Raw genomic sequence first — 20,348 nt, forward strand, 5'->3', positions numbered from 1 at the left:
CGGCGAAGGTCGTCAACTACATCGGCCTGGCCGGCCTCGTCGCCAGCTTCTTCTCGATCATGTACGCCTACTCGCGGCAGACGTTCGCGCTGTCCCGCGCCGGTTACCTGCCGACGAACCTGTCGGTCACCAACTCGCGGAAAGCGCCCACGCTCGCACTCATCGTCCCGGGTGTCATCGGGTTCGCACTCTCGCTCACCGGTGAAGGCGCGATGCTGCTGAACATGGCCGTGTTCGGCGCGGCCGTCAGCTACGTGCTGATGATGGTCAGCCACATCGTCCTCCGCAGGCGCGAGCCGGAGATGAAGCGGCCGTACCGCACACCCGGCGGCATCGTCACCACATCGTTCGCGCTGGTCATCGCGGCCGCCGCGGTGATCGCCACGTTCCTCGTCGATCCGGTCGCCGCACTGTGGACGCTGATCGCGTTCGCGGCCTTCATGGCGTACTTCGGCCTGTACAGCCGCCATCACCTCGTTGCCAATTCGCCCGACGAGGAGTTTGCTGTTCTTGCAAAGGCGGAGGAAGAACTCGAATGACCACCTACAGTCACGGAGTCGCAGGAACCGGGTACACGTTCGACGGTCTCGTCGACCTCATGGCCAAGGCGACACCGCTGCGCAGCGGGGACGAACTCGCCGGGTGCGCGGCGTCGTCCGACGCCGAACGCGCCGCCGCGCAGTGGGCGCTGGCCGATGTCCCGCTCGGCACGTTCCTGAACGAACTCGTGGTGCCTTACGAGGACGACGAGGTCACGAGGCTCATCATCGACTCGCACGACCGGGTCGCGTTCGGCGAGATCTCCCACCTCACCGTCGGCGGCCTGCGCGACTGGTTGCTGGACGTCGCGGCGCGGGACGGCGCGGCCGAGACGTTCCGCCGCGTCGCCCCGGGGCTGACACCGGAGATGGTCGCGGCAGTCAGCAAGATCATGCGCAACCAGGACCTCATCGCGGTCGCACGGGCCGTCACCGTCACCGCGGGGTTCCGCACGACGCTCGGCGTACCCGGGCACCTGGGAACCCGGTTGCAGCCCAACCATCCCACCGACGACCCCCGCGGGATCGCGGCCGCCACGCTCGACGGGCTGCTGCTCGGCTGCGGTGACGCCGTCATCGGCATCAACCCGGCCACCGATTCGCCGCACGCCACCGCGGAACTGCTGCACCTGCTCGACGACATCCGTCAGCGCTTCGACATTCCGGCGCAGTCGTGCGTGCTGTCGCATGTGACCACCACGATGGGCCTGATCGAGGACGGCGTACCCGTCGACCTGGTGTTCCAGTCGATCGCCGGAACACAGGGCGCCAATTCCAGTTTCGGCGTCGACATCTCGCTGCTGCGGCAGGCGAACGAGGCAGGCCGGTCGCTGAAACGCGGCACCGTCGGCGACAACGTGATGTATCTGGAAACGGGGCAGGGGTCGGCCCTGAGCGCCGGGGCGCACCTCGGCACGGGTGGCAGGCCCGTCGACCAGCAGACCCTGGAGACCAGGGCGTATGCGGTGGCCCGCGACCTCGAACCGCTGCTGATCAACACGGTGGTCGGGTTCATCGGACCCGAGTACCTGTACGACGGCAAGCAGATCATCAGGGCCGGACTCGAGGACCATTTCTGCGGGAAACTACTGGGCCTGCCGATGGGTGTCGACGTCTGTTACACCAACCACGCCGAGGCCGACCAGGACGACATGGACACGCTGCTCACCCTGCTCGGTGTGGCGGGCGCGGCCTTCGTCATCGCGGTGCCGGGCGCGGACGACGTCATGCTCGGCTATCAGAGTCTGTCATTCCACGACGCGCTGTACGCGCGCCAAGTGCTCGGACTCAGGCCCGCACCGGAATTCGAGGACTGGATGCGCCGTCTCGGCATGGTCGACGACGCCGGTCGTGTGCTGCCGGTCGACGCCGCGGCGTCGCCGCTTCGAGCGCTGACGGGGGCACGATGACCGATCCTGTCGCACAAGACTTCTGGGCGGAACTGCGAGCCACGACGCAGGCGCGTATCGGCCTCGGCCGCACCGGAGACGCGCTGCCGACGCAGCGCGTCCTCGAGTTCCGGTCGGCGCACGCCGCGGCCCGCGACGCCGTCCACCAGCCGCTCGACGCGCAGGCACTGGCCGAACAGGTCGAGGCCGTGGGCCTGGGAAGACCGGTGATCGTCACGAGCAAAGCGTCGGACCGGAGCGAATACCTGCGCCGGCCCGACCTGGGTCGCACGCCGGCAGATCTGTCCGGTGTCCCCGCGGGAACGGCCGAGGTGGGATTCGTCCTCGCCGACGGGTTGTCGCCCCGCGCGCTCACCGATCACGGGGTGTCCCTGCTGTCCGCGCTGGTCGACGAGTTCGGCGGCACGTACTCGCTGGCGCCGCCGGTGATCGCGACCCAGGCCCGGGTGGCGCTCGGCGACCACATCGCGCAGGCCCTGGGTGTGCAGACGCTCGTCCTGCTGATCGGCGAGCGGCCGGGACTGTCGGTGGCCGACAGCGTCGGCGTCTACCTCACGCACCTCCCGCGCCCCGGACGCACCGACGCCGACCGGAACTGCGTGTCCAACATCCACCCACCCGAGGGGCTCGGCTACGAACTCGCCGCCCGCGTCGTGGCGGGCCTGGTGTCCGGCGCCCGGAAACTGGGCCGGTCCGGAGTGGAGCTGAAGGACACTTCCCGCGCGGATGCGCTGGCAGCCCCCTCGGAGATCCTCGAACTGTAGTCGTGTTATCTAAAGGGCGGCAGGTCCGACCGGGCCTGCGGAGAACCGCCCTGGACGGGGTGTGACGAGGAGAGATCTATGGCCTTCGCTGGCAATGTGGACGAATTGGCCCTGCTGCAGGCGGTCCGGTTGAAAGAGCAGGTCAGCGCGGCGGTACTCGCCGAACATCTCGGTGTGAGCGCCGCGTCCGCGCAGGCCGCGTACGACGCGCTGCTGACCCAGGGCAAGGCGCAGGAGGCCTCGGACGGCCGGATCGCGCTCACCGGCGCCGGGCTGTCGGAGCTCGAGGACCAGCTCGACGCCGAGCGGGTGTCCATCGACGAGGATTCCATCGCCGAGGTGTACGAGAGCTTCGTGCCGTTCCACGAGGAGTTCGTCGGACTCATCGACACGGCCGACGCCGATCAGCTGGCGGACCTGGACCGTCGCGCGTCGGTCGTGTTCGACGACCTGTCGGCGTTCGTGCCCCGGTTGTCCCGCTACCAGGACCTGTTCGCCGATGCTCTCGCGAAAGTTGCTGCGGGGGAGACGAAGTGGATCTCGGATCCCGTGATCGACTCCTACGCCACCGTGTGGACCGAGCTGCACAGGGAGCTGATCGGCGCGTCCGGCGCCACCGAGTGACGTGAGCCGCGTCACCACCCCCCCATTCGGGGGTGGTGACGCAGTGAGCCGGATCACTACTTTTCCTCTCATCCGGGATACGCCCACCAGGGTGTTCCCCACGGACCACGGAGGAATCGAGTGACCACAGTCTCCAACTCGGGTGCGGGCGCCCCCCACGCCCCCACGCCGGTGCGACAGGGCGGTACCAGCGTCCGCAAGGTGGCCATTGCCAGTGGCATCGGCACGACCATCGAGTTCTACGACTTCTTCATCTACGGCACCGCCGCAGCACTGGTGTTCCCCACGGTGTTCTTTCCCGCACTCGGCTCCACCGCAGGCACCGTCGCCTCCTTCGCGACCTTCGCCGTGGCCTTCGTCGCCAGGCCGGTGGGTGCGATGCTGTTCGGCCATTACGGTGACCGGATCGGGCGGAAGAAGACCCTGATCTCCACGCTCATCCTGATGGGCGTCTCGACCTTCCTCATCGGCCTGCTGCCCGGCGCCGCGACGATCGGCGTCGCGGCCCCGATTCTGTTGGTGCTGCTGCGTTTCGGGCAGGGATTCGCCGTCGGCGGCGAGTGGGCGGGCGCCACGCTGCTGACGGCGGAGTACGCACCGCCGGGCAAACGCGGCCTCTACGCGATGTTCCCGCAACTCGGGCCCGCGGTGGCCTTCATCCTCTCCAGCGCCACGTTCCTCGTCACCGGCAGCCTGCTGGGCGACACCACCGAGGTCTTCCTCGACTACGGGTGGCGGATTCCGTTCCTGTTCAGTGCCGTCCTGGTCGGCATCGGTCTCTACATGCGCCTGGCGATCGAGGAGACGCCGGTGTTCCGCGCCGCTCAGCAGGCAGACCGTGCGGATGCGGCCCCGCGGACCCTCCCGCTGATGGACGCCTGGCGGTTCCAGACCAAGGAGATCCTCCTCTCGGCCGGCGCGCTGGCCACCCTGTTCGCGTTCTTCTACATGGGGACGGCGTTTCTCACCAGCTACGGCACCAAGACCCTCGGGTTCAGCCGCCCGTTCGTGCTGACGGTCGGGATCGCCTCGGCGGTGGTCTTCGGATTCACCATCGTCGTCTCGGCGCTGTACTCGGACCGGATCGGACGTCGACGGGTCATCATGATCTCCTGCGGCCTGGCCGTCGTGTGGGCGCTCGCGCTGTTCCCGCTGCTGGACACCGGTTCGCCCGTCGCGTTCACGATCGGCGTGATGGTCACGCTCGCCATCTTCGGGATCGCCTACGGTCCCTGCGGCGCCCTGCTTCCGGAAATGTTCCAGACGCGGTACCGCTACACCGGCGCGGGCCTCGGCTACAACCTCGCCGGCGTGCTCGGCGGCGCGGTGCCGCCGCTGATCGCCGCGCCCCTGGCGTCCGCGTACGGCAGTGCCGCGATCGGCGTGTTGCTCGCCGTCCTCGGTGTGGTGAGCCTGCTGTGCACGAAGGCCCTGGTGGAAACGAAAGACGACGCGCTCTGACCCCGCAGGCGAGGGGTGTCCGGACTTCGCACAGTTACCGGCACCCCTCGCCGTGCAGTATGCCCTGGATCACAACAACCAAGAGTAAGTTCGACCGCGGAAGGGCCTTCCGGTCTGCCCGTCCCGTAGGCGCCCGAACGGGTTCCTGGAGAGGAAGAGTGATGACAACCCCGCTTCCCAGCTACACCCACGGCGTGTGGGACGCCCCGATGCTCGGCGACACCATCGGAGACAACTTCGACCGGACCGTGGCGGCCCACGCCGATCGTGACGCCCTGGTCGACCGGCCGTCGGGGCGGCGGTGGACGTACGCCGAACTGAAGCGGGACGTCGACGCCGTGGCGGCGGGGTTGCTGAAGCGGGGCATCGCGAAGGGCGACCGGGTCGGGATCTGGGCGCCGAACTGCCCGGAATGGACGCTGATCCAGTACGCGACCGCGAAGATCGGCGCGATCCTCGTCAACATCAACCCCGCCTACCGGGCGCACGAATTGAAGTACGTGCTCGACCAGGCTGGTGTCCGGCTGCTCGTGTCGGCTCCGCAGTTCAAGTCATCGGACTACGCGGCGATGATCGAGGAGGTCCGGCCCGAGTGCGGCGATCTCGAGGTGGTCGTGCTGCTCGGGAGTGCCGAGTGGAGCAGGCTGGCGTCGGACGGCATGGCCGCGCATGCCGCGGATCCGGCCCGGCTGCGCGCGGCGCAGGCCGCGCTGTCACCCGACGACCCGATCAACATCCAATACACCTCGGGGACAACCGGGTTCCCGAAGGGGGCGACGCTCAGCCACCACAACATCCTCAACAACGGGTACTTCGTCGGCGAGCTGTGCCACTACACCGAGAACGACCGCGTCTGCATCCCGGTGCCGTTCTACCACTGCTTCGGCATGGTCATGGGAAACCTCGCGTGCACGAGTCACGGCGCGACCATGGTGATTCCGGGTCCCTCGTTCGATCCGAAGGCGACGCTGCAGGCCGTCGAGGCGGAGAAGTGCACGTCGCTGTACGGGGTGCCGACGATGTTCATCGCCGAACTCGCCGAGCACGACTTCGAGTCCTTCGACCTGTCCAGTCTGCGGACCGGAATCATGGCCGGATCGCCCTGCCCGGTCGAGGTGATGAAGCACGTCATCGAACTGATGGGGATGGCCGAGGTCTCCATCTGCTACGGGATGACCGAGACGTCGCCGGTGTCGCTGCAGACGCGGTCGGACGACACCATCGACCAGAAGGTCTCCACCGTCGGCCGGGTCGGCCCACATCTCGAGGTCAAGATCGTCGATCCGGCAACAGGATTGACCGTTCCGCGGGGCGAGCCGGGGGAGCTGTGCACTCGCGGGTACTCGGTGATGCTCGGGTACTGGAACAACCCGGAGAAGACTGCGGAAGCGATCGACGCCGGACGGTGGATGCACACCGGCGACATCGGTGTGATGGACTCCGACGGGTACGTCGCGATCACCGGGCGGATCAAGGACATGGTGATCCGCGGCGGCGAGAACGTCTACCCCCGGGAGATCGAGGAGTTCCTGTACACCCATCCCGACATCCTCGACGCGCAGGTGATCGGCGTGCCGGACGCGAAGTACGGCGAGGAACTGATGGTGTGGGTGCGGATGAAGGAAGACACCGAACCTCTGGACGCGGCGAAGGTGCGCGAATTCTGCACCGGCAAGCTGGCCCACTACAAGATCCCGAAGTACGTGCACGTCGTCGACGAGTTTCCGATGACCGTGACGGGCAAGGTGCGCAAGGTCGAGATGCGTGAGCAGTCCCTCGACCTGATCGGGCACACCTGACCCGCACCGGTCACCCGGTCCGCAGCAGCGCCGCGACGGCATCCTGCCCGCGTCGCTCCGCGTGCTGCAGTGCCGTCCGGCCGTCGGCATCCTCGATGGCCGGATCGGCGCCCGCGTCGAGGAGCAGTCGGACGACGTCCTGGTAGCGGGCGGAGCCGTCGCCGTAGACCACGGCCTCGAGCAGTGCCGTCCAGCCCGGATCGTTGACATGGTTCACCGGAACACCCGCGTCGATCAGCATCCGCACGGTCTCGACGTGGCCGTGCTCGGCCGCCGGGATCAGCGCGGTTCCGCCGAACCGGTTAATGCTGGTCACGTCGGCGCCGTGGTCGAGGGTGAGCGCGAGAATCTCGTTCAGCCCCTCCGCGCCCGCGTACAGGAACGCCGAGTCCTCGCGGGCGTTCTTCGCGTTCACGTCGGCTCCGGCGTCGAGCAGTGCTCGCACCGCCGACGCGTCGTCACGGGCGACGGCGTCGAACAGTGCACGCTCGAGTTCGGGAGTCGACACGGGAGCGGCTCTTCAACCCAGGGCGCCGGCGATCGCGTCGAGACCGGCCGCCGCGCAGGCCTGATCCCGCATTCCGTCGGGAGCGCCGCCGACGCCGATACCCGCGATCGACCCGCTCGCCGATTTCACACTCACGCCGCCCGCCAGGAACAACGTGCCGGGAAGGTCGGCGACCGTCGCGCCGTCGCCCTTGGCGCGTTCGCTCAGGTCGCTGGTGTTCGCGCCGAACGCGGCGGCGGTGTACGCCTTCTGCCGGGCCGCCTCCACGGTGTGCTGCGCGGCGTTGTCCCCCCGCAGCATGGCCTGCACGTTGCCGTTGCGGTCGACCACCGACACGGTGACGAAGCCGAGTCCGTCGGCCTGGCACTTCGCGAGCGCCGCCTGCGCGGCGGTCTGCGCCGCCCCGACACCGAGACGGTTCTGGCTGACCAGGCCGTCCGCGCCGTCGACCGGGGCGGGTGCGGCGGCCGTCGCGACCGGAGTGGACGCCGCCGTCGCCTCGTCCGTCGTGGAAGCGCCGCACGCGGCGGTCGCGACGATCGCGGCCAGCGGGACGGTGATCGCCAGAATGCGGGGCAGTCGGTGGAAGGTGCGCATCGGAAGGCCTTTCAAGGGAGTGACGAGCTGACGTGACCAGCCTGGTCCGCAAGCGCCGGTGACCGCATCGGGCCGACGGCGCTCCCGGGCTCATCCGTCCGGCGGGGGTAGATCATCCGAACGGTGGATCCGCGACCTGCCGCACGTCCGTAGGATCCACAGACGTGACAGGACCCGTGGACGGAGTGGACAGGTCGGCCGGCGAGAGTCTGCGCGGCCCGCTCGGTACGGCCATCCATGTCTCCTTCTACGTTCTCCTCGCGACGTCGACGGCGCGGTACCTCACGTACCACGGTGTCAGCGGGCAGTTCGTCGTCGTGGTCGCGTTGATCGCGGCGCTCGCCGCGTTGTACACGTCGACCGTGGTGGTGGCGCGGCGGGGCGGCGCGTGGGAACCGTGGGTGTGGCCGGTGCTGACGACGTGGGCGGTACTCGTCTGGCTCGCGCCGAGTTTCGCGTGGTGCGCGTTTCCCATGTTCTTCCTCTGCACGAGGGCCTACCCGAGCCGTATCGCGTATCCCGTCGTCGGTATTCTCGCCGTCCTCACGTCGCTGGCGTTCTTCACGTTCTCCGGGCGCACCGAGTGGGCGGTGCTGGTGGGACCGCTGTGCACCGGCGCGCTGATCGTCATGGCGTACAGCCAGATCGAGCGGGACGGCCGGGAACGGGTGCGGCTGCTCCGTCAGGTGGCGGAGACACGGTCCCGGCTCGCGGAGACCGAGCGGGAGGCGGGGGTCCTCGCCGAACGCGAACGACTGGCCCGCGAGATCCACGACACCGTGACGCAAGGACTGACGAGCAGTCTCCTCCGGCTCGAGGCCGCCGAGCAGATCTGGGCGCAGGCAGATCCGCGGGCGGAGGCGCGGGCCCGCGAGGACGTCCGTGTGGCGACCGGAACGCTGCGCGAGAACCTGGCGGAAACCCGCAGTCTCGTGCACCATCTCGCAGCGCCCAACCTGGAATCCCAGCCGCTCGACGCGGCACTGCTCGCCGCCGCGCGTACCCACCACCCCCGGGCGGAACTCCGGATCGTGGGCACTCCGATCGCGATTCCTGCGGAGGTGGCGCACGCGCTGCTGCGGATCACCCAGAGCGCCGTCTCCAACATCACCCGGCACGCACGGGCCGACACCGTCGGTGTCACCCTGACGTACCTTCCGGACGCCGTCGCACTCGACATCTACGACGACGGCGCCGGTTTCGACCCCGCACCCAGCGGACCTCCCTCGGACCGCGGCGGATACGGCCTGCGTGCGATGCGCAGCCGCGTCGAGCAACTGGGCGGCACGTTCACCGTCGAGAGCGCACCGGGCGAGGGCACCGTGGTGGCCGCACAGATACCGTGCGCGAGAGGAACCTCGGCATGACGACCGTGACCGTGCTGCTGGTCGATGATCACGCGGTCGTGCGCGCCGGACTGCGGGCGCTGCTCGACTCCCAGCCCGACATCGAGGTGATCGCCGAGGCGGGCACGGGCGAGGAGGCGGTCGACGCCGTGACCACCCGCCGGCCGCGGCTCGTGACGATGGATCTGGCCCTCGGATCCGGCATCGACGGGGTGGAGGCCATCCGCCGGATCCGGCAGGTCGACCGGGACCTGCCGGTGCTGGTGTTCACGACGTACGACACGGACGCCGACGTCGTCCGCGCCATCGACGCCGGTGCCATCGGGTACCTCCTGAAGGATTCGACGCCCCAGGAGATCTTCGCCGCCGTCCGCGGCGCGGCGGCCGGCCAGAGTGTGCTGTCGCCGCCCGTCGCGTCGCGCCTGCTGCAGCAGATGCAGCGCCCCGAGGAGGCTCTCACGCCGCGGGAGGCCGAATTGCTGACCCTGCTGGCCAAGGGGATGACCAACAAGGAACTCGGCAAAGCCCTGTTCATCAGCGAGGCGACGGTCAAGACGCACCTCGCGCACATCTACTCGAAGCTCGGTGTCGACACCCGGGCCGCGGCCGTGTCCGTGGCGCTGCGACGGCAGGGCATCCGCTGAACCGGGGGATTCGCGGTGGCACACCGCGTGAACCTTTTGGCAACGATTTGCCGAAGCCCTGTCGAACAGCTGTCCAGGTGGTTATGTTCGAAATGAGCGGTGACCTTCCGCTCGCACCATGAATTGCGTGTTGAGAGGACAAGGGCCATGGTCGGCAACATCATCGGCACCATCATCTTCGGTGCGGTCATCGGCGTTCTGGCGCGTCTCGTGATTCCGGGAAAGCAGGCGATGGGGTGGGTCATCACCGTCGTCCTCGGCATCATCGGTGCGCTGATCGGGTACTGGGTGTGGGAGGGGCTCCTCGGCAAGGGGAACACCGGAGGGATCGACTGGATCCGGTGGATCATCAGCATTGCCGCAGCGGCCGTGCTGTCGCTCGGATACACCGCGATGACGAGCAAGAACAGGGTGTAACCACCCGACAGTGCCTTGCGGCCCGTGAGTACTTCTCAACCGCCCGCGGTTAAGAAGTACTCACGGGCCGCAGGCATGAGAACGTCATGTCGCGCAGCACTTTCCGGGTGCGCGACGGGGTGGCGGGGTCGGCGCTGTGCGGGGTCGAGTTGATGAGCCCGAACGTGGCGTGCGCCTTGGTGCGGGCATCTGTCTCGTCCAGCGACGAATCCACCTGCAGAAGCACCTTCACCCAGATCTCCACGTAACGCCGCTGCGTCAGCCGGACCTCCCGGCGCGCGTCGGCGGGCAGGCTCTCCAGGTCTCGGTCCTGGATGCGAATGAGGTCGGGTTCCCCGAGTGCGAAGTCGAGATGGAAATCGATCAGACCTTCCAGCGCCGCGTCCGGGGATGTTGCCTCCGCGGCGACGAGCGACCCGCCTTCGAACAGCCGGGTGCTGATTCCGACGAGCAGTTCGACGAGGACGGCGTCCTTGTTGGGGAAGTGCCGGTACACGGCGGGGCCGCTGATTCCCGCCGCGGAGCCGAGGTCCTCGAGGCGGACTCCGAGGAAGCCCCGTTCGGCGATGAGGCGGGCGGCGGCGTCGAGCAGCTGGCGGCGGCGATCCGCCTTCATCTGCTCGCGGCGCGTGATCGGGGCACCGTCGATGGTCGGGGTCGTCGCTTCGGTGCCGTCGACGTCTGCAGTCATCGCCTTGCTCTTTCCGGGGTGCGGTCTGGACAACTCAGTTAATCACAGTTATCTTAGTTTCAGTTATCGAGCATTAACTCACTCGGCACGGGCGTCAAGAAAAGAAGGCGGCAGGATGGCACTGGGCGGAATCACTGCACGGGAGGGCTACCGGGCAGAGCACACGAAATTGGTCGACGAGCTGAAGTCGCGGCTGGCCGTGGCCGCGCTCGGCGGCAGCGAGAAGTCGCGCGAGCGGCACGTGAGCCGAGGCAAGCTGCTGCCCCGCGATCGGGTGGACACGCTGCTCGATCCCGGCAGCCCGTTCCTGGAGATCTCGCCGCTGGCGGCGAACGGCCTGTACGACGACGAGTGCCCCGGTGCGGGCGTCATCGCCGGCATCGGCCGGGTGTCCGGCCGGGAATGCGTGATCGTCGCCAACGACGCGACCGTCAAGGGCGGCACCTACTACCCGATGACGGTGAAGAAGCACCTGCGGGCGCAGGAGATCGCGCTGCAGAACCAGCTTCCCTGCATCTACCTCGTCGACTCCGGCGGCGCGTTCCTCCCGAGGCAGGACGAGGTGTTCCCCGACCGCGAGCACTTCGGGCGCATCTTCTACAACCAGGCCACGATGAGCGCGCAGGGTATCCCGCAGATCGCGGCGGTCCTCGGCTCCTGCACCGCGGGCGGCGCCTACGTGCCAGCGATGAGCGACGAGGCGGTCATCGTCCGCAACCAGGGCACCATCTTCCTGGGCGGCCCGCCGCTGGTGAAGGCGGCGACCGGTGAGGTCGTGACGGCCGAGGAACTCGGCGGCGGCGACCTGCACTCGAAGGTTTCCGGTGTCACCGACCACCTCGCGGAGGACGACCAGGACGCGTTGCGGATCGTGCGGAACATCGTCGCGACCCTCGGCCCGCGCGCCGAGCGTCCGTGGGACGTGATCAGCGCCGTCCCCGCGACGGCGCCGCAGACCGACCTGTACGACGTGGTCCCCACCGACCCGCGCACCCCCTACGACGTCCACCAGGTCATCGACCGCATCGTCGACGGCAGTGAATTCCAGGAGTTCAAGGCCGAGTACGGCAAGACCCTGGTCACCGGTTTCGCGCACATCGAGGGCCACCCGGTCGGCATTATCGCCAACAACGGTGTGCTGTTCGCCGAGTCCGCGATGAAGGGTGCGCATTTCATCGAGCTGTGCGACAAGCGCAAGATTCCGCTGCTGTTCCTGCAGAACATCGCCGGTTTCATGGTCGGTCGCGACTACGAGGCCGGCGGCATCGCCAAGCACGGCGCGAAGATGGTGACCGCGGTGGCGTGTGCGCGGGTGCCGAAACTGACCGTCGTGATCGGCGGCTCCTACGGGGCGGGCAACTACTCGATGTGCGGGCGGGCGTACTCGCCGCGGTTCCTGTGGATGTGGCCGAACGCCCGGATCTCCGTGATGGGCGGGGAGCAGGCGGCGTCGGTGCTCTCGACGGTGCGCAGCGAACAACTCGACAGCGCGGGCAACCCCTGGTCGGCCGAGGACGAGGAGGCGTTCAAGGCGCCGATCCGCGAGCAGTACGAGGCGCAGGGCAACCCGTACTACTCGACCGCCCGGCTGTGGGACGACGGCATCATCGACCCCGCCGATACCAGAACTGTTCTCGGACTGGCGCTCTCGGTGTGTGCGAACGCACCGGTCGAGCCGGTCTCCTACGGCGTTTTCCGGATGTGAGTGGAATGACTGAAATGACTCGGATCGATACCGTCCTGGTGGCCAACCGCGGCGAGATCGCGGTGCGCGTGATCCGCACGCTGCGGGCCATGGGCATCCGTTCCGTCGCCGTCTTCAGCGAGGCGGACCGGGACGCGCGGCACGTCCGCGAGGCCGACACCGCGGTGCTGCTCGGCCCGGCCGCGGCGCGGGAGAGTTACCTCGTCATCGAGAAGGTGATCGAGGCGGCCCGCGCCACCGGCGCGCAGGGGATCCATCCCGGGTACGGGTTCCTGTCGGAGAACTCCAAGTTCGCCGGCGCGTGCGCGGATGCGGGGATCGCGTTCCTCGGCCCGTCCGCTCACGCCATCGAGGTGATGGGCGACAAGATCACCGCCAAGAACGCGGTGGCGAAGTTCGACGTTCCGGTCGTCCCCGGCATCGCCCGGCCCGGCCTGTCCGACGACGAACTGATCGCGGCCGCAGGCGACATCGGATACCCGGTGCTCGTCAAGCCCTCGGCGGGCGGCGGCGGCAAGGGCATGCGCCTGGTGGAGGAGCCGGGCGCGCTGGCCGAGGCGCTGCGCAGCGCGCGGCGTGAGGCGGCGTCGGCGTTCGGCGACGACACGCTCTTCCTCGAGCGATTCGTGCTGCGCCCCCGGCACATCGAGGTGCAGATCCTCGCGGACGGGCACGGCAACGTCGTCCACCTCGGGGAGCGCGAATGCAGTCTGCAGCGCCGGCACCAGAAGGTCATCGAGGAGGCGCCGTCGCCGCTGCTGGACGAGGCGACCCGCGCCCGGATCGGGGAGGCCGCCTGCAACACCGCGCGCAGCGTCGACTACTCCGGTGCGGGAACGGTCGAGTTCATCGTCTCCGCCGACAAGCCTGACGAGTTCTTCTTCATGGAGATGAATACCCGGTTGCAGGTCGAGCACCCGGTCACCGAACTCGTGACGGGCCTGGACCTCGTCGAGTGGCAGGTGCGGGTCGCCGCCGGTGAGCCGCTCGGGTTCACCCAGGACGACGTCACCCTCACCGGTCACGCCATCGAGGCCCGCGTCTACGCCGAGGACCCGAGCCGCGGCTTCCTGCCCACCGGTGGACTCGTCGCCGACGTGGTCGAACCCGCCGGCCCCGGTGTCCGCGTCGATTCCGGGTTGCAGCCGGGCACGGTGGTGGGCAGCGATTACGACCCGATGCTGGCGAAGGTCATCGCCCATGCCGACGACCGCGCCGGCGCGCTGCGGAAACTGGACCGCGCCCTGGCCGGCACGGGTGTGCTGGGCGTGGTCACCAACATCGAGTTCGCGCGCTTCCTGCTCGCCGACCCGGACGTGGTGGCGGGCGATCTCGACACCGGTCTGCTCGATCGGCGGCTCGAGGACTTCGTCGCCGCGGAGGCCACCGACGGCGCCCTGATCGCCGCCGCGGCGTTCCGGTGGTTGCAGCGCTGGCCCGTGGGGGCGCAGGCCGACCCGTGGGATGTTCCGAGCGGCTGGCGGGTCGGGGCGCCCGCACCCACCAGCATCCGGTTGTCCTCGCCCACCCGCACCGACCACGTGCGGATCACGGGCAGTCCGTCCGAGGCCACCGCGCAGGTCGAGGACGGCGACACCCTGTCGCTGACCGCGGCGCTCGACGGGTCCACGCTCTCGGTGGTGATCGACGGCAGGCGCGAGACCTACCGGGTCGCCCAGACCGACGGGCACATCTGGCTCGCCGGGTCGGACGGCACGACGATGCTGCGTGAGGTCCGCGAACTCAGTGTCCGCACCGGCGACGTCCACGCCGGCGAGGCGGAGATCACCAGCCCCATGCCCGGATCCGTCATTGCCGTCGGCGCCGAGGCCGGCGCCCACGTCACCGCCGGCCAGAGCCTCGTCGTGGTCGAGGCGATGAAGATGGAACATTCGCTCACCGCGCCCGTCGACGGCGTCGTCGACATCCTCGTCGTGCCCGGTGACCAGGTGATGGTCGACCAACTGCTCGCCCGAGTCACCCCGCACACCGACACCACCGACACGAAAGAAGACGCGTCATGACCGAATTCCTTGCCACCGGCCAGCTTCCGGACGAGTACCAGCAGTTGGCGAAGACCGTCGCCGACTTCGCCAAGAACGTGGTGGCACCGGTCGCGGCGGAACACGACGCCAACCACACCTTCCCGTACGAGGTGGTGTCGGGGATGGCCGACATGGGCCTGTTCGGCCTGCCCTTCCCCGAGGAGTACGGCGGAATGGGCGGCGACTACTTCGCCCTGTGCCTGGCGCTCGAAGAACTCGGCAAGGTCGACCAGAGTGTCGCGATCACCCTGGAAGCCGGCGTGTCGCTGGGTGCGATGCCGATCTACCGGTTCGGCAACGAGGAGCAGAAGCAGGAGTGGCTGCCGCAGCTGACGAGCGGCAAGAGCCTGGCCGCGTTCGGGCTCACCGAGCCGGGTGCCGGAAGCGACGCGGGCGGCACGAAGACCACCGCGAAGTTCGACAGCGGTGAATGGATCATCAACGGCAACAAGCAGTTCATCACCAACTCCGGAACCGACATCACCAAGCTCGTCACCGTCACCGCGGTGACCGGGACGAAGGACGGCAAGAAGGAGATCTCCACCATCCTCGTGCCGACGTCGACACCCGGCTTCACCGCCGAACCGGCGTACAACAAGGTCGGCTGGAACGCCTCCGACACCCACCCGCTCACGTTCGCGGACGTGCGCGTCCCGGAGGAGAACCTCCTCGGCGAGCGCGGTCGCGGGTACGCGAACTTCCTGCGGATCCTCGACGAGGGGCGCATCGCCATCGCCGCGCTCAGCGTCGGCGCCGCCCAGGGATGCGTCGACGAGTCGGTCAAGTACGCCAAGGAACGGGAGGCGTTCGGGCGGCCGATCGGGCACAACCAGGCCATCGCCTTCAAGATCGCCCGCATGGAGGCGCGCGCCCACACCGCGCGCACGGCGTACTACGACGCCGCCGCCCGGATGCTGTCCGGCAAGCCGTTCAAGAAGCAGGCCGCCATCGCCAAGCTCGTCGCCTCCGAGGCGGCGATGGACAACGCCCGCGACGCCACCCAGATCCACGGCGGCTACGGGTTCATGAACGAGTACACCGTGGCGCGGCACTACCGGGACAGCAAGATCCTGGAGATCGGCGAGGGCACCACCGAGGTGCAGTTGATGCTGATCGCGCGGGAGGCGGGACTGTGACCTCCGCGGAGAGCACCACGGATACCGAACCGAGGCGAATCGTCCAGCGTGGCCTGTGGTTCGAGGAGTTCGAGCTGGGCGCGGTGTACGAGCACCGCCCCGGCCGGACCGTCACCGAGGCCGACAACGTCCTGTTCACGACCCAGACGATGAACACCCAGGCCCTGCACCTGGATGCGGCGTACAGCGAGGGCACCCAGTTCGGCGAGCGCCTCGTCAACTCGATGTTCACCCTCTCGACGCTGGTCGGACTGTCGGTGGCGCAGCTGACGCAGGGGACCATCGTCGCGAACCTGGGGTTCTCGGAGATCAGTTTCCCGAAGCCGCTGTTCCACGGGGACACGCTGTACGCGGAGACGAAGATCGCGGACAAACGCGAATCGAAGAGCCGTCCCGGCGAGGGCATCGTCACGCTCGAGCACACCGGCCGCAACCAGAACGGCGACGTGGTGGCGATCGCGGTCCGCAAGACCCTCGTCCAGAAGAAGCCGTCGTGAGCTGGGAACTGCCCGGTCCCGCCTGGTTGTTCTGCCCGGCGGACCGGCCCGAACGGTACGCGAAGGCGGCCGCGGCGGCCGACGTCGTGATCCTCGACCTCGAGGACGGGGTGGCGGCCGGCGACAAGGAGGCGGCCCGGGTCGCCCTCATCGACACCCCGCTCGATCCGGATCGCACCGTCGTGCGGGTCAACCCGGTCGGCACCGAAGACCACGAACGCGACCTGCTGGCGCTCGACGGCACCCGCTACACCCGGCTCATGCTGGCCAAGTGCGAGTCGGCCGACCAGGTGCTGTCGCTGGCTCCGCGCGAGGTGATCGCCCTGGTCGAGTCGCCGCTCGGTGCGCTCGCGGTCACCGAGATCGCGTTGGCGGCCAGCACCATCGGTGTGATGTGGGGGGCCGAAGACCTCGTCGCCGCGATGGGCGGCAACTCCAGCCGCCGCGACGACGGCAGCTACCGCGACGTCGCCACCCAGGTGCGGTCGTCGACGCTGCTGGCGGCCAAGGGTTATCACCGGCTCGCGCTGGACTCCGTCTATCTCGACATCAAGGACCTGGGTGGGTTGCGCGCCGAGGCACTCGATGCCGTCGCCGTCGGATTCGACGTCAAGGTCGCCATCCACCCGAGTCAGGTCGCGGTGATCCGCGAGGCGTATGCGCCGTCCGAAGAGGACGTCGACTGGGCGACGCGGGTTCTCGCCGCCGTCGCCGATCAGCGCGGGGTGTTCGCGTTCGAGGGAAAGATGGTGGACGCGCCGGTCCTGCGTCACGCCGAGGCGATCCTGCGCCGCTCACAGGTCGGTTCGGCGCGGGACACGCCGGCCTGAGGTCGGCGGTAGGCGGCGAAAGAGCGCGGAACGGCCGCGCTCTCGGGGAAGATGGTGCCCATGGCTGCCGATCCGCAATGGGTTCCCACCGAAGCCGACGTGCGCGACGCGGTGATCACCGATTTCGCCGCGTTCGTCGCGCGGCGCCACAGTGTCACGGTCGACGACTACCGGTCGCTGTGGCGCTGGTCGGTGGCGGCGCCGGGGGAGTTCTGGCAGGGCGTGTGGGACTACTTCGAGTTCCGGTCCGCCACCGACCCCGGGCCCGCCCTCGCCGACGCCGCGATGCCGGGCGCCGTCTGGTTTCCGGGGGCCACGCTCAACTATGTCGACCACGTCTTCCGGAATGCCCGCCCCGGCTGTCCGGCGATCCTATACGCGGGTGAGGGCTGCGCCGACGTCTCGATCGGGTGGGACGAGTTGCGGTCCGCGGTGGCGGGACTCGCCGCGACGCTTCGCGAGCACGGGGTCGGGGTCGGGGATCGCGTGGTCGGCTACCTTCCGAACATCCCCGAGGCTGTGGTCGCATTCCTCGCCACGGCGTCGCTCGGCGCCGTGTGGGCGGCGTGCGGGCAGGACTACTCCGCGCCGGCCGCGCTCGATCGGCTGGGTCAACTGGAGCCGGCAGCGCTGATCACCGCGGACGGGTACCGGTTCGGGGGCAAGGAGCACGACCGTCTGGGGGCGGTGGCCGAGCTGCGCGCCGGGTTGTCGCCGGCCCTCACCGTGGTGGTGCCCCACCTCGATGCGGACGCCGCCGTCGACGGCGGCGTCACCTGGGCGGAGGCCACCGCCGGGGGCCGCGCACTCGAGCCCGTTCCCGTCCCGTTCGACCACCCGTTGTGGGTGGTGTTCTCCTCGGGGACCACCGGCCTGCCGAAGGGCATCGTGCACGGTCACGGAGGTGTTCTCCTCGAACACGTGAAGTCGCTGGCGCTCCAGCTCGACATCGGCCGCGAGGACAAATTTTTCTGGTACACCAGTCCCAGTTGGATGATGTGGAACTTCCAGACGGCGGGCCTGCTGGTGGGAGCCACGATCGTCTGTTACGACGGAAGCCCGTCGCATCCGACTCCGGATGCGTTGTGGGCCTTGGTGTCACGACTGGGTGTCACGGTGGCCGGCACCAGTCCCGGCTACGTTCTCGCGTGCGACAAGGCGGGGGTGATCCCCGTCCGCGACCACGATCTGAGCGCGCTGCGCACGGTGGGAGTCACCGGATCGACGCTGCCTGCGGCGTCGTCGCTGTGGCTGTCGGAGAACGTCGGTCGCCGCGTTCCCGTCGTGTCGATCACCGGTGGGACCGACGTGGTGTCGGCGTTCATCGGGGGAGCGCGCACCGTCCCGGTCTGGCCTGGCGAGCTGTCCGCCCCCTGCCTCGGGGTCGCCGTCGAGGCGTTCGACGAGTCGGGCCGGCCGGTGCGAGACGAGGTGGGCGAACTCGTCGTCACCGCGCCGATGCCGTCCATGCCGGTGTCGTTCTGGAACGATCCGGACGGAAAGCGTTACCGCGAAGCTTATTTCGAAGTGTTCCCCGGAGTGTGGCGGCACGGTGACTGGATCACGATCACCGATCGCGGGACCGTCCTCATGCACGGAAGGTCCGATTCCACGTTGAACCGCAATGGAATCCGGATGGGTAGCGCCGACATCTACCAGGTGGTGGAGAAGCTCCCGGAGGTTGCCGAGGCGCTCGTCGTCGGGGTCGACCAGGCGGACGGCGGATACTGGATGCCGCTGTTCGTGGTCCTCTCGGAGGGTGCGGAACTCGACGACGCGCTGAAGCAGCGGATCCGCGGAGCTATCCGGGAGCAGGCATCGCCGCGGCACGTGCCCGACGACATCATCGAGGCGCCGGGCATCCCGCACACCCGCACCGGCAAGAAACTCGAGGTGCCGCTCAAGCGAATCTTCCAGGGTGCGGACGCGGGGCGGACGGTGGACCGCAGTGCCGTCGACGACCCCGGCCTGCTCGACTGGTTCGCGCGGCACGGACGCTGAGCAGCGACTCCGCCGATCTCAGTGTCGTTGGGCGCCAACGATTAGGTTAGGTTTACCTTTGTTACTGGCTGCGAGAGATCGACCTGCCGACGGCCGGGTATCCGCGAATGTGAGATATCTCCCGCCCGCCTCCGATTGGTCGCGCCGCAGCAAATGCGACTAATCGGACACCCGGGGTGCAGCGTTTCGGGAGCGCGTTCCAGATGCTGGGATGCGGCCGCGATCTCGCTGGTTCGCCCGTCCTCGCCGCGGTAGTGCCTGCGCTTCTCCGTGGCAGGTCAGCGGGCGATCTGCCCCGACCTGGATGCGCACAGCGCAGTGGTCGGGCGTCCAGTAGTCCGCTCGATATGGACGGGCGACGGACCTGGTCGGTTATTCCCCGCGCGCAACCTCGGGTGCTCGTCGTTTTGAGACCTGCTCGGGGCTTTGGTAGACACGGTGGTTGGCAAAAACTGCGGTCACGGGGGGCAGTGGGTGTTCAACGCCGCGGTCGATCACCTGATCGGCTGCACCGTGCATGGAGGACAGTCGGGAGGCGGAACATGAAACTGGATATGACAGTTGTACACCTAGCGAAATTCCGACTCTCGGTACGGTATCCGCGTTCCGGTTGGACACGGCGCCCGGAATGTGGTTCTGCCTGTTGAATATGAGCGCGTCGAAGATCGAATTCAGGCCTGGTTCTGGAAGTATCGAGGGTTGGGTACGTCACAGCAGCGCCGGTAACGGTACTGGATCTGACACCGATGTAATTCCCGGCGTTGCCGCGGAACCGTACGAACCGAAAATGTCACCACCGAGCGAGAGGAGGCCGAAGCGATGATCGCGACGATGTTTCGTTCCTTCACCAGGGCCGTAGACTCGGCTCTCGACTCGGAGGATGACGAGCACCGATTGGGTGGCCGCTTGTTGGATCGATGAGAGAACGGAGCCACGTATGAACCCGCTCACCGCAAGTAGGTCGGGATGTAAGGGCCTTGGAGTGTTCGGCGTCGCAGGCAATCGGGTTTCGGACGATCGTCTGACATCGACTCCGAGTGTGGTGGAACTCTTCGATCAGCGCAGGTCCTCCCGCGCTCGGCACGTCCCTGTTCCGCGAGATGCTTCGAACCGGCAAGGCCCGTTCATGTGATGGCGTTCATCGGAAGACCGGCCCACGGCGCAGTCCGTGGGACCGAGAGCTACGAATCACCAAAGACACAGGCGGCAGTCGCCACGCGTTCGAGAACGGAGTAACCCTTGGGGTCGGGACATGCAGCGGGTAGTAGCGGTGCTCCGGAAGGAGCGTTTCCGCTGTCGGCCGCGCAGCGTGGCATCTGGTTCGCGCAACACGCG

General features: G+C 68.4%; 18 protein-coding genes. 15 read left to right on the forward strand and 3 right to left on the reverse strand.

The annotated features are described in order from the left end of the window. The 6 genes from AC1DWT_RS19200 to AC1DWT_RS19225 form a co-directional block, all read left to right on the forward strand. Nucleotides 1-539, forward strand: a 539-nt coding sequence (locus AC1DWT_RS19200; RefSeq protein ID WP_477921820.1) for an amino acid permease, incomplete at its 5' end; no start/stop codon positions are given. Further along, nucleotides 536-1,948 (forward strand): ethanolamine ammonia-lyase subunit EutB, encoded by a 1,413-nt coding sequence (locus AC1DWT_RS19205; protein ID WP_072945612.1) that lies wholly within the window; start codon nt 536-538, stop codon nt 1,946-1,948. The genes AC1DWT_RS19200 and AC1DWT_RS19205, both read left to right, overlap by 4 nt. After that, a complete protein-coding gene (gene eutC, locus AC1DWT_RS19210; RefSeq protein ID WP_095860948.1) occupies nt 1,945-2,712 on the forward strand; it encodes an ethanolamine ammonia-lyase subunit EutC in 768 nt (255 codons plus the stop codon). Before AC1DWT_RS19205 ends, eutC begins: the two co-directional genes overlap by 4 nt. Before the next feature lie 78 nt (nt 2,713-2,790). Then, nucleotides 2,791-3,336 carry a hypothetical protein gene (locus tag AC1DWT_RS19215; protein ID WP_477921822.1) on the forward strand — a complete coding sequence of 182 codons (546 nt, stop codon included), beginning with the start codon at nt 2,791-2,793 and terminating at the stop codon, nt 3,334-3,336. Nucleotides 3,337-3,456: 120 nt separating this feature from the next. Beyond that, nucleotides 3,457-4,797: an MFS transporter gene (locus AC1DWT_RS19220; protein ID WP_477921824.1), complete on the forward strand. Its 1,341-nt coding sequence runs from the start codon at nt 3,457-3,459 to the stop codon at nt 4,795-4,797. Between the two features lie 161 nt (nt 4,798-4,958). Further along, nucleotides 4,959-6,596 carry an AMP-binding protein gene (locus AC1DWT_RS19225; RefSeq protein WP_072945619.1) on the forward strand — a complete coding sequence of 546 codons (1,638 nt, stop codon included), beginning with the start codon at nt 4,959-4,961 and terminating at the stop codon, nt 6,594-6,596. A 10-nt stretch (nt 6,597-6,606) separates the two neighbouring features. Here the strand turns inward: AC1DWT_RS19225 and AC1DWT_RS19230 are convergent, their stop codons facing one another. Both AC1DWT_RS19230 and AC1DWT_RS19235 read right to left on the reverse strand, forming a co-directional pair. After that, nucleotides 6,607-7,104, reverse strand: a complete 498-nt coding sequence (locus AC1DWT_RS19230; protein WP_477921826.1) for an ankyrin repeat domain-containing protein — start codon at nt 7,102-7,104, stop codon at nt 6,607-6,609. 12 nt (nt 7,105-7,116) lie between these two features. Further along, a complete protein-coding gene (locus AC1DWT_RS19235; RefSeq protein WP_095860946.1) occupies nt 7,117-7,701 on the reverse strand; it encodes a GlcG/HbpS family heme-binding protein in 585 nt (194 codons plus the stop codon). A 164-nt stretch (nt 7,702-7,865) separates the two neighbouring features. On the opposite strand from AC1DWT_RS19235, the gene AC1DWT_RS19240 reads away from it, so the two are divergent. From AC1DWT_RS19240 to AC1DWT_RS19250, 3 genes are all read left to right on the forward strand, one after another. Further along, nucleotides 7,866-9,068, forward strand: a complete 1,203-nt coding sequence (locus AC1DWT_RS19240) for a sensor histidine kinase (RefSeq protein ID WP_477921828.1) — start codon at nt 7,866-7,868, stop codon at nt 9,066-9,068. Then, nucleotides 9,065-9,691, forward strand: a complete 627-nt coding sequence (locus AC1DWT_RS19245) for a response regulator (RefSeq protein WP_072945628.1) — start codon at nt 9,065-9,067, stop codon at nt 9,689-9,691. The genes AC1DWT_RS19240 and AC1DWT_RS19245 overlap by 4 nt, the downstream gene beginning before the upstream one ends. A gap of 147 nt (nt 9,692-9,838) precedes the next feature. Beyond that, nucleotides 9,839-10,108 carry a GlsB/YeaQ/YmgE family stress response membrane protein gene (locus AC1DWT_RS19250; RefSeq protein WP_072945630.1) on the forward strand — a complete coding sequence of 90 codons (270 nt, stop codon included), beginning with the start codon at nt 9,839-9,841 and terminating at the stop codon, nt 10,106-10,108. A gap of 49 nt (nt 10,109-10,157) precedes the next feature. Here AC1DWT_RS19250 and AC1DWT_RS19255 read toward each other — a convergent pair whose 3' ends face one another. Further along, on the reverse strand, nt 10,158-10,799 hold the full coding sequence (locus AC1DWT_RS19255; protein ID WP_095860943.1) for an SACE_7040 family transcriptional regulator: 642 nt from the start codon (nt 10,797-10,799) through the stop codon (nt 10,158-10,160). Nucleotides 10,800-10,914: 115 nt separating this feature from the next. Between AC1DWT_RS19255 and AC1DWT_RS19260 the strand changes: the two genes are divergently transcribed. The 6 genes from AC1DWT_RS19260 to AC1DWT_RS19285 are packed head-to-tail and all read left to right on the forward strand — an operon-like array spanning nt 10,915 to nt 19,013. Further along, entirely contained in the window at nt 10,915-12,504 is a 1,590-nt protein-coding gene (locus tag AC1DWT_RS19260) for a carboxyl transferase domain-containing protein (protein ID WP_477921829.1), read from the forward strand. A 14-nt stretch (nt 12,505-12,518) separates the two neighbouring features. Continuing rightward, nucleotides 12,519-14,528 carry an acetyl/propionyl/methylcrotonyl-CoA carboxylase subunit alpha gene (locus AC1DWT_RS19265; protein ID WP_477921845.1) on the forward strand — a complete coding sequence of 670 codons (2,010 nt, stop codon included), beginning with the start codon at nt 12,519-12,521 and terminating at the stop codon, nt 14,526-14,528. Beyond that, nucleotides 14,525-15,685, forward strand: a complete 1,161-nt coding sequence (locus tag AC1DWT_RS19270; RefSeq protein ID WP_072945639.1) for an acyl-CoA dehydrogenase family protein — start codon at nt 14,525-14,527, stop codon at nt 15,683-15,685. The genes AC1DWT_RS19265 and AC1DWT_RS19270 overlap by 4 nt, the downstream gene beginning before the upstream one ends. Then, on the forward strand, nt 15,682-16,182 hold the full coding sequence (locus tag AC1DWT_RS19275; protein ID WP_072945641.1) for a MaoC family dehydratase: 501 nt from the start codon (nt 15,682-15,684) through the stop codon (nt 16,180-16,182). Before AC1DWT_RS19270 ends, AC1DWT_RS19275 begins: the two co-directional genes overlap by 4 nt. Further along, on the forward strand, nt 16,179-17,012 hold the full coding sequence (locus tag AC1DWT_RS19280) for an HpcH/HpaI aldolase/citrate lyase family protein (RefSeq protein WP_072945643.1): 834 nt from the start codon (nt 16,179-16,181) through the stop codon (nt 17,010-17,012). The genes AC1DWT_RS19275 and AC1DWT_RS19280 overlap by 4 nt, the downstream gene beginning before the upstream one ends. Nucleotides 17,013-17,072: 60 nt before the next feature. Beyond that, a complete protein-coding gene (locus tag AC1DWT_RS19285; RefSeq protein WP_072945645.1) occupies nt 17,073-19,013 on the forward strand; it encodes an acetoacetate--CoA ligase in 1,941 nt (646 codons plus the stop codon). Nucleotides 19,014-20,348: the final 1,335 nt, after the last annotated feature.

Source organism: Rhodococcus sp. P4_B6 (assembly GCF_056402215.1).

What these genes read in the sequence shown, in the direction of transcription:
- eutC (WP_095860948.1), top strand. Translation starts at nt 1,945, where the DNA reads ATGACCGATCCTGTCGCACAAGACTTCTGGGCGGAACTGCGAGCCACG.
- AC1DWT_RS19250 (WP_072945630.1), top strand. Translation starts at nt 9,839, where the DNA reads ATGGTCGGCAACATCATCGGCACCATCATCTTCGGTGCGGTCATCGGC.
- AC1DWT_RS19235 (WP_095860946.1), bottom strand. Translation starts at nt 7,701, where the DNA reads ATGCGCACCTTCCACCGACTGCCCCGCATTCTGGCGATCACCGTCCCG.
- AC1DWT_RS19270 (WP_072945639.1), top strand. Translation starts at nt 14,525, where the DNA reads ATGACCGAATTCCTTGCCACCGGCCAGCTTCCGGACGAGTACCAGCAG.
- AC1DWT_RS19205 (WP_072945612.1), top strand. Translation starts at nt 536, where the DNA reads ATGACCACCTACAGTCACGGAGTCGCAGGAACCGGGTACACGTTCGAC.
- AC1DWT_RS19265 (WP_477921845.1), top strand. Translation starts at nt 12,519, where the DNA reads ATGACTCGGATCGATACCGTCCTGGTGGCCAACCGCGGCGAGATCGCG.
- AC1DWT_RS19255 (WP_095860943.1), bottom strand. Translation starts at nt 10,799, where the DNA reads ATGACTGCAGACGTCGACGGCACCGAAGCGACGACCCCGACCATCGAC.
- AC1DWT_RS19215 (WP_477921822.1), top strand. Translation starts at nt 2,791, where the DNA reads ATGGCCTTCGCTGGCAATGTGGACGAATTGGCCCTGCTGCAGGCGGTC.
- AC1DWT_RS19260 (WP_477921829.1), top strand. Translation starts at nt 10,915, where the DNA reads ATGGCACTGGGCGGAATCACTGCACGGGAGGGCTACCGGGCAGAGCAC.
- AC1DWT_RS19245 (WP_072945628.1), top strand. Translation starts at nt 9,065, where the DNA reads ATGACGACCGTGACCGTGCTGCTGGTCGATGATCACGCGGTCGTGCGC.
- AC1DWT_RS19225 (WP_072945619.1), top strand. Translation starts at nt 4,959, where the DNA reads ATGACAACCCCGCTTCCCAGCTACACCCACGGCGTGTGGGACGCCCCG.
- AC1DWT_RS19285 (WP_072945645.1), top strand. Translation starts at nt 17,073, where the DNA reads ATGGCTGCCGATCCGCAATGGGTTCCCACCGAAGCCGACGTGCGCGAC.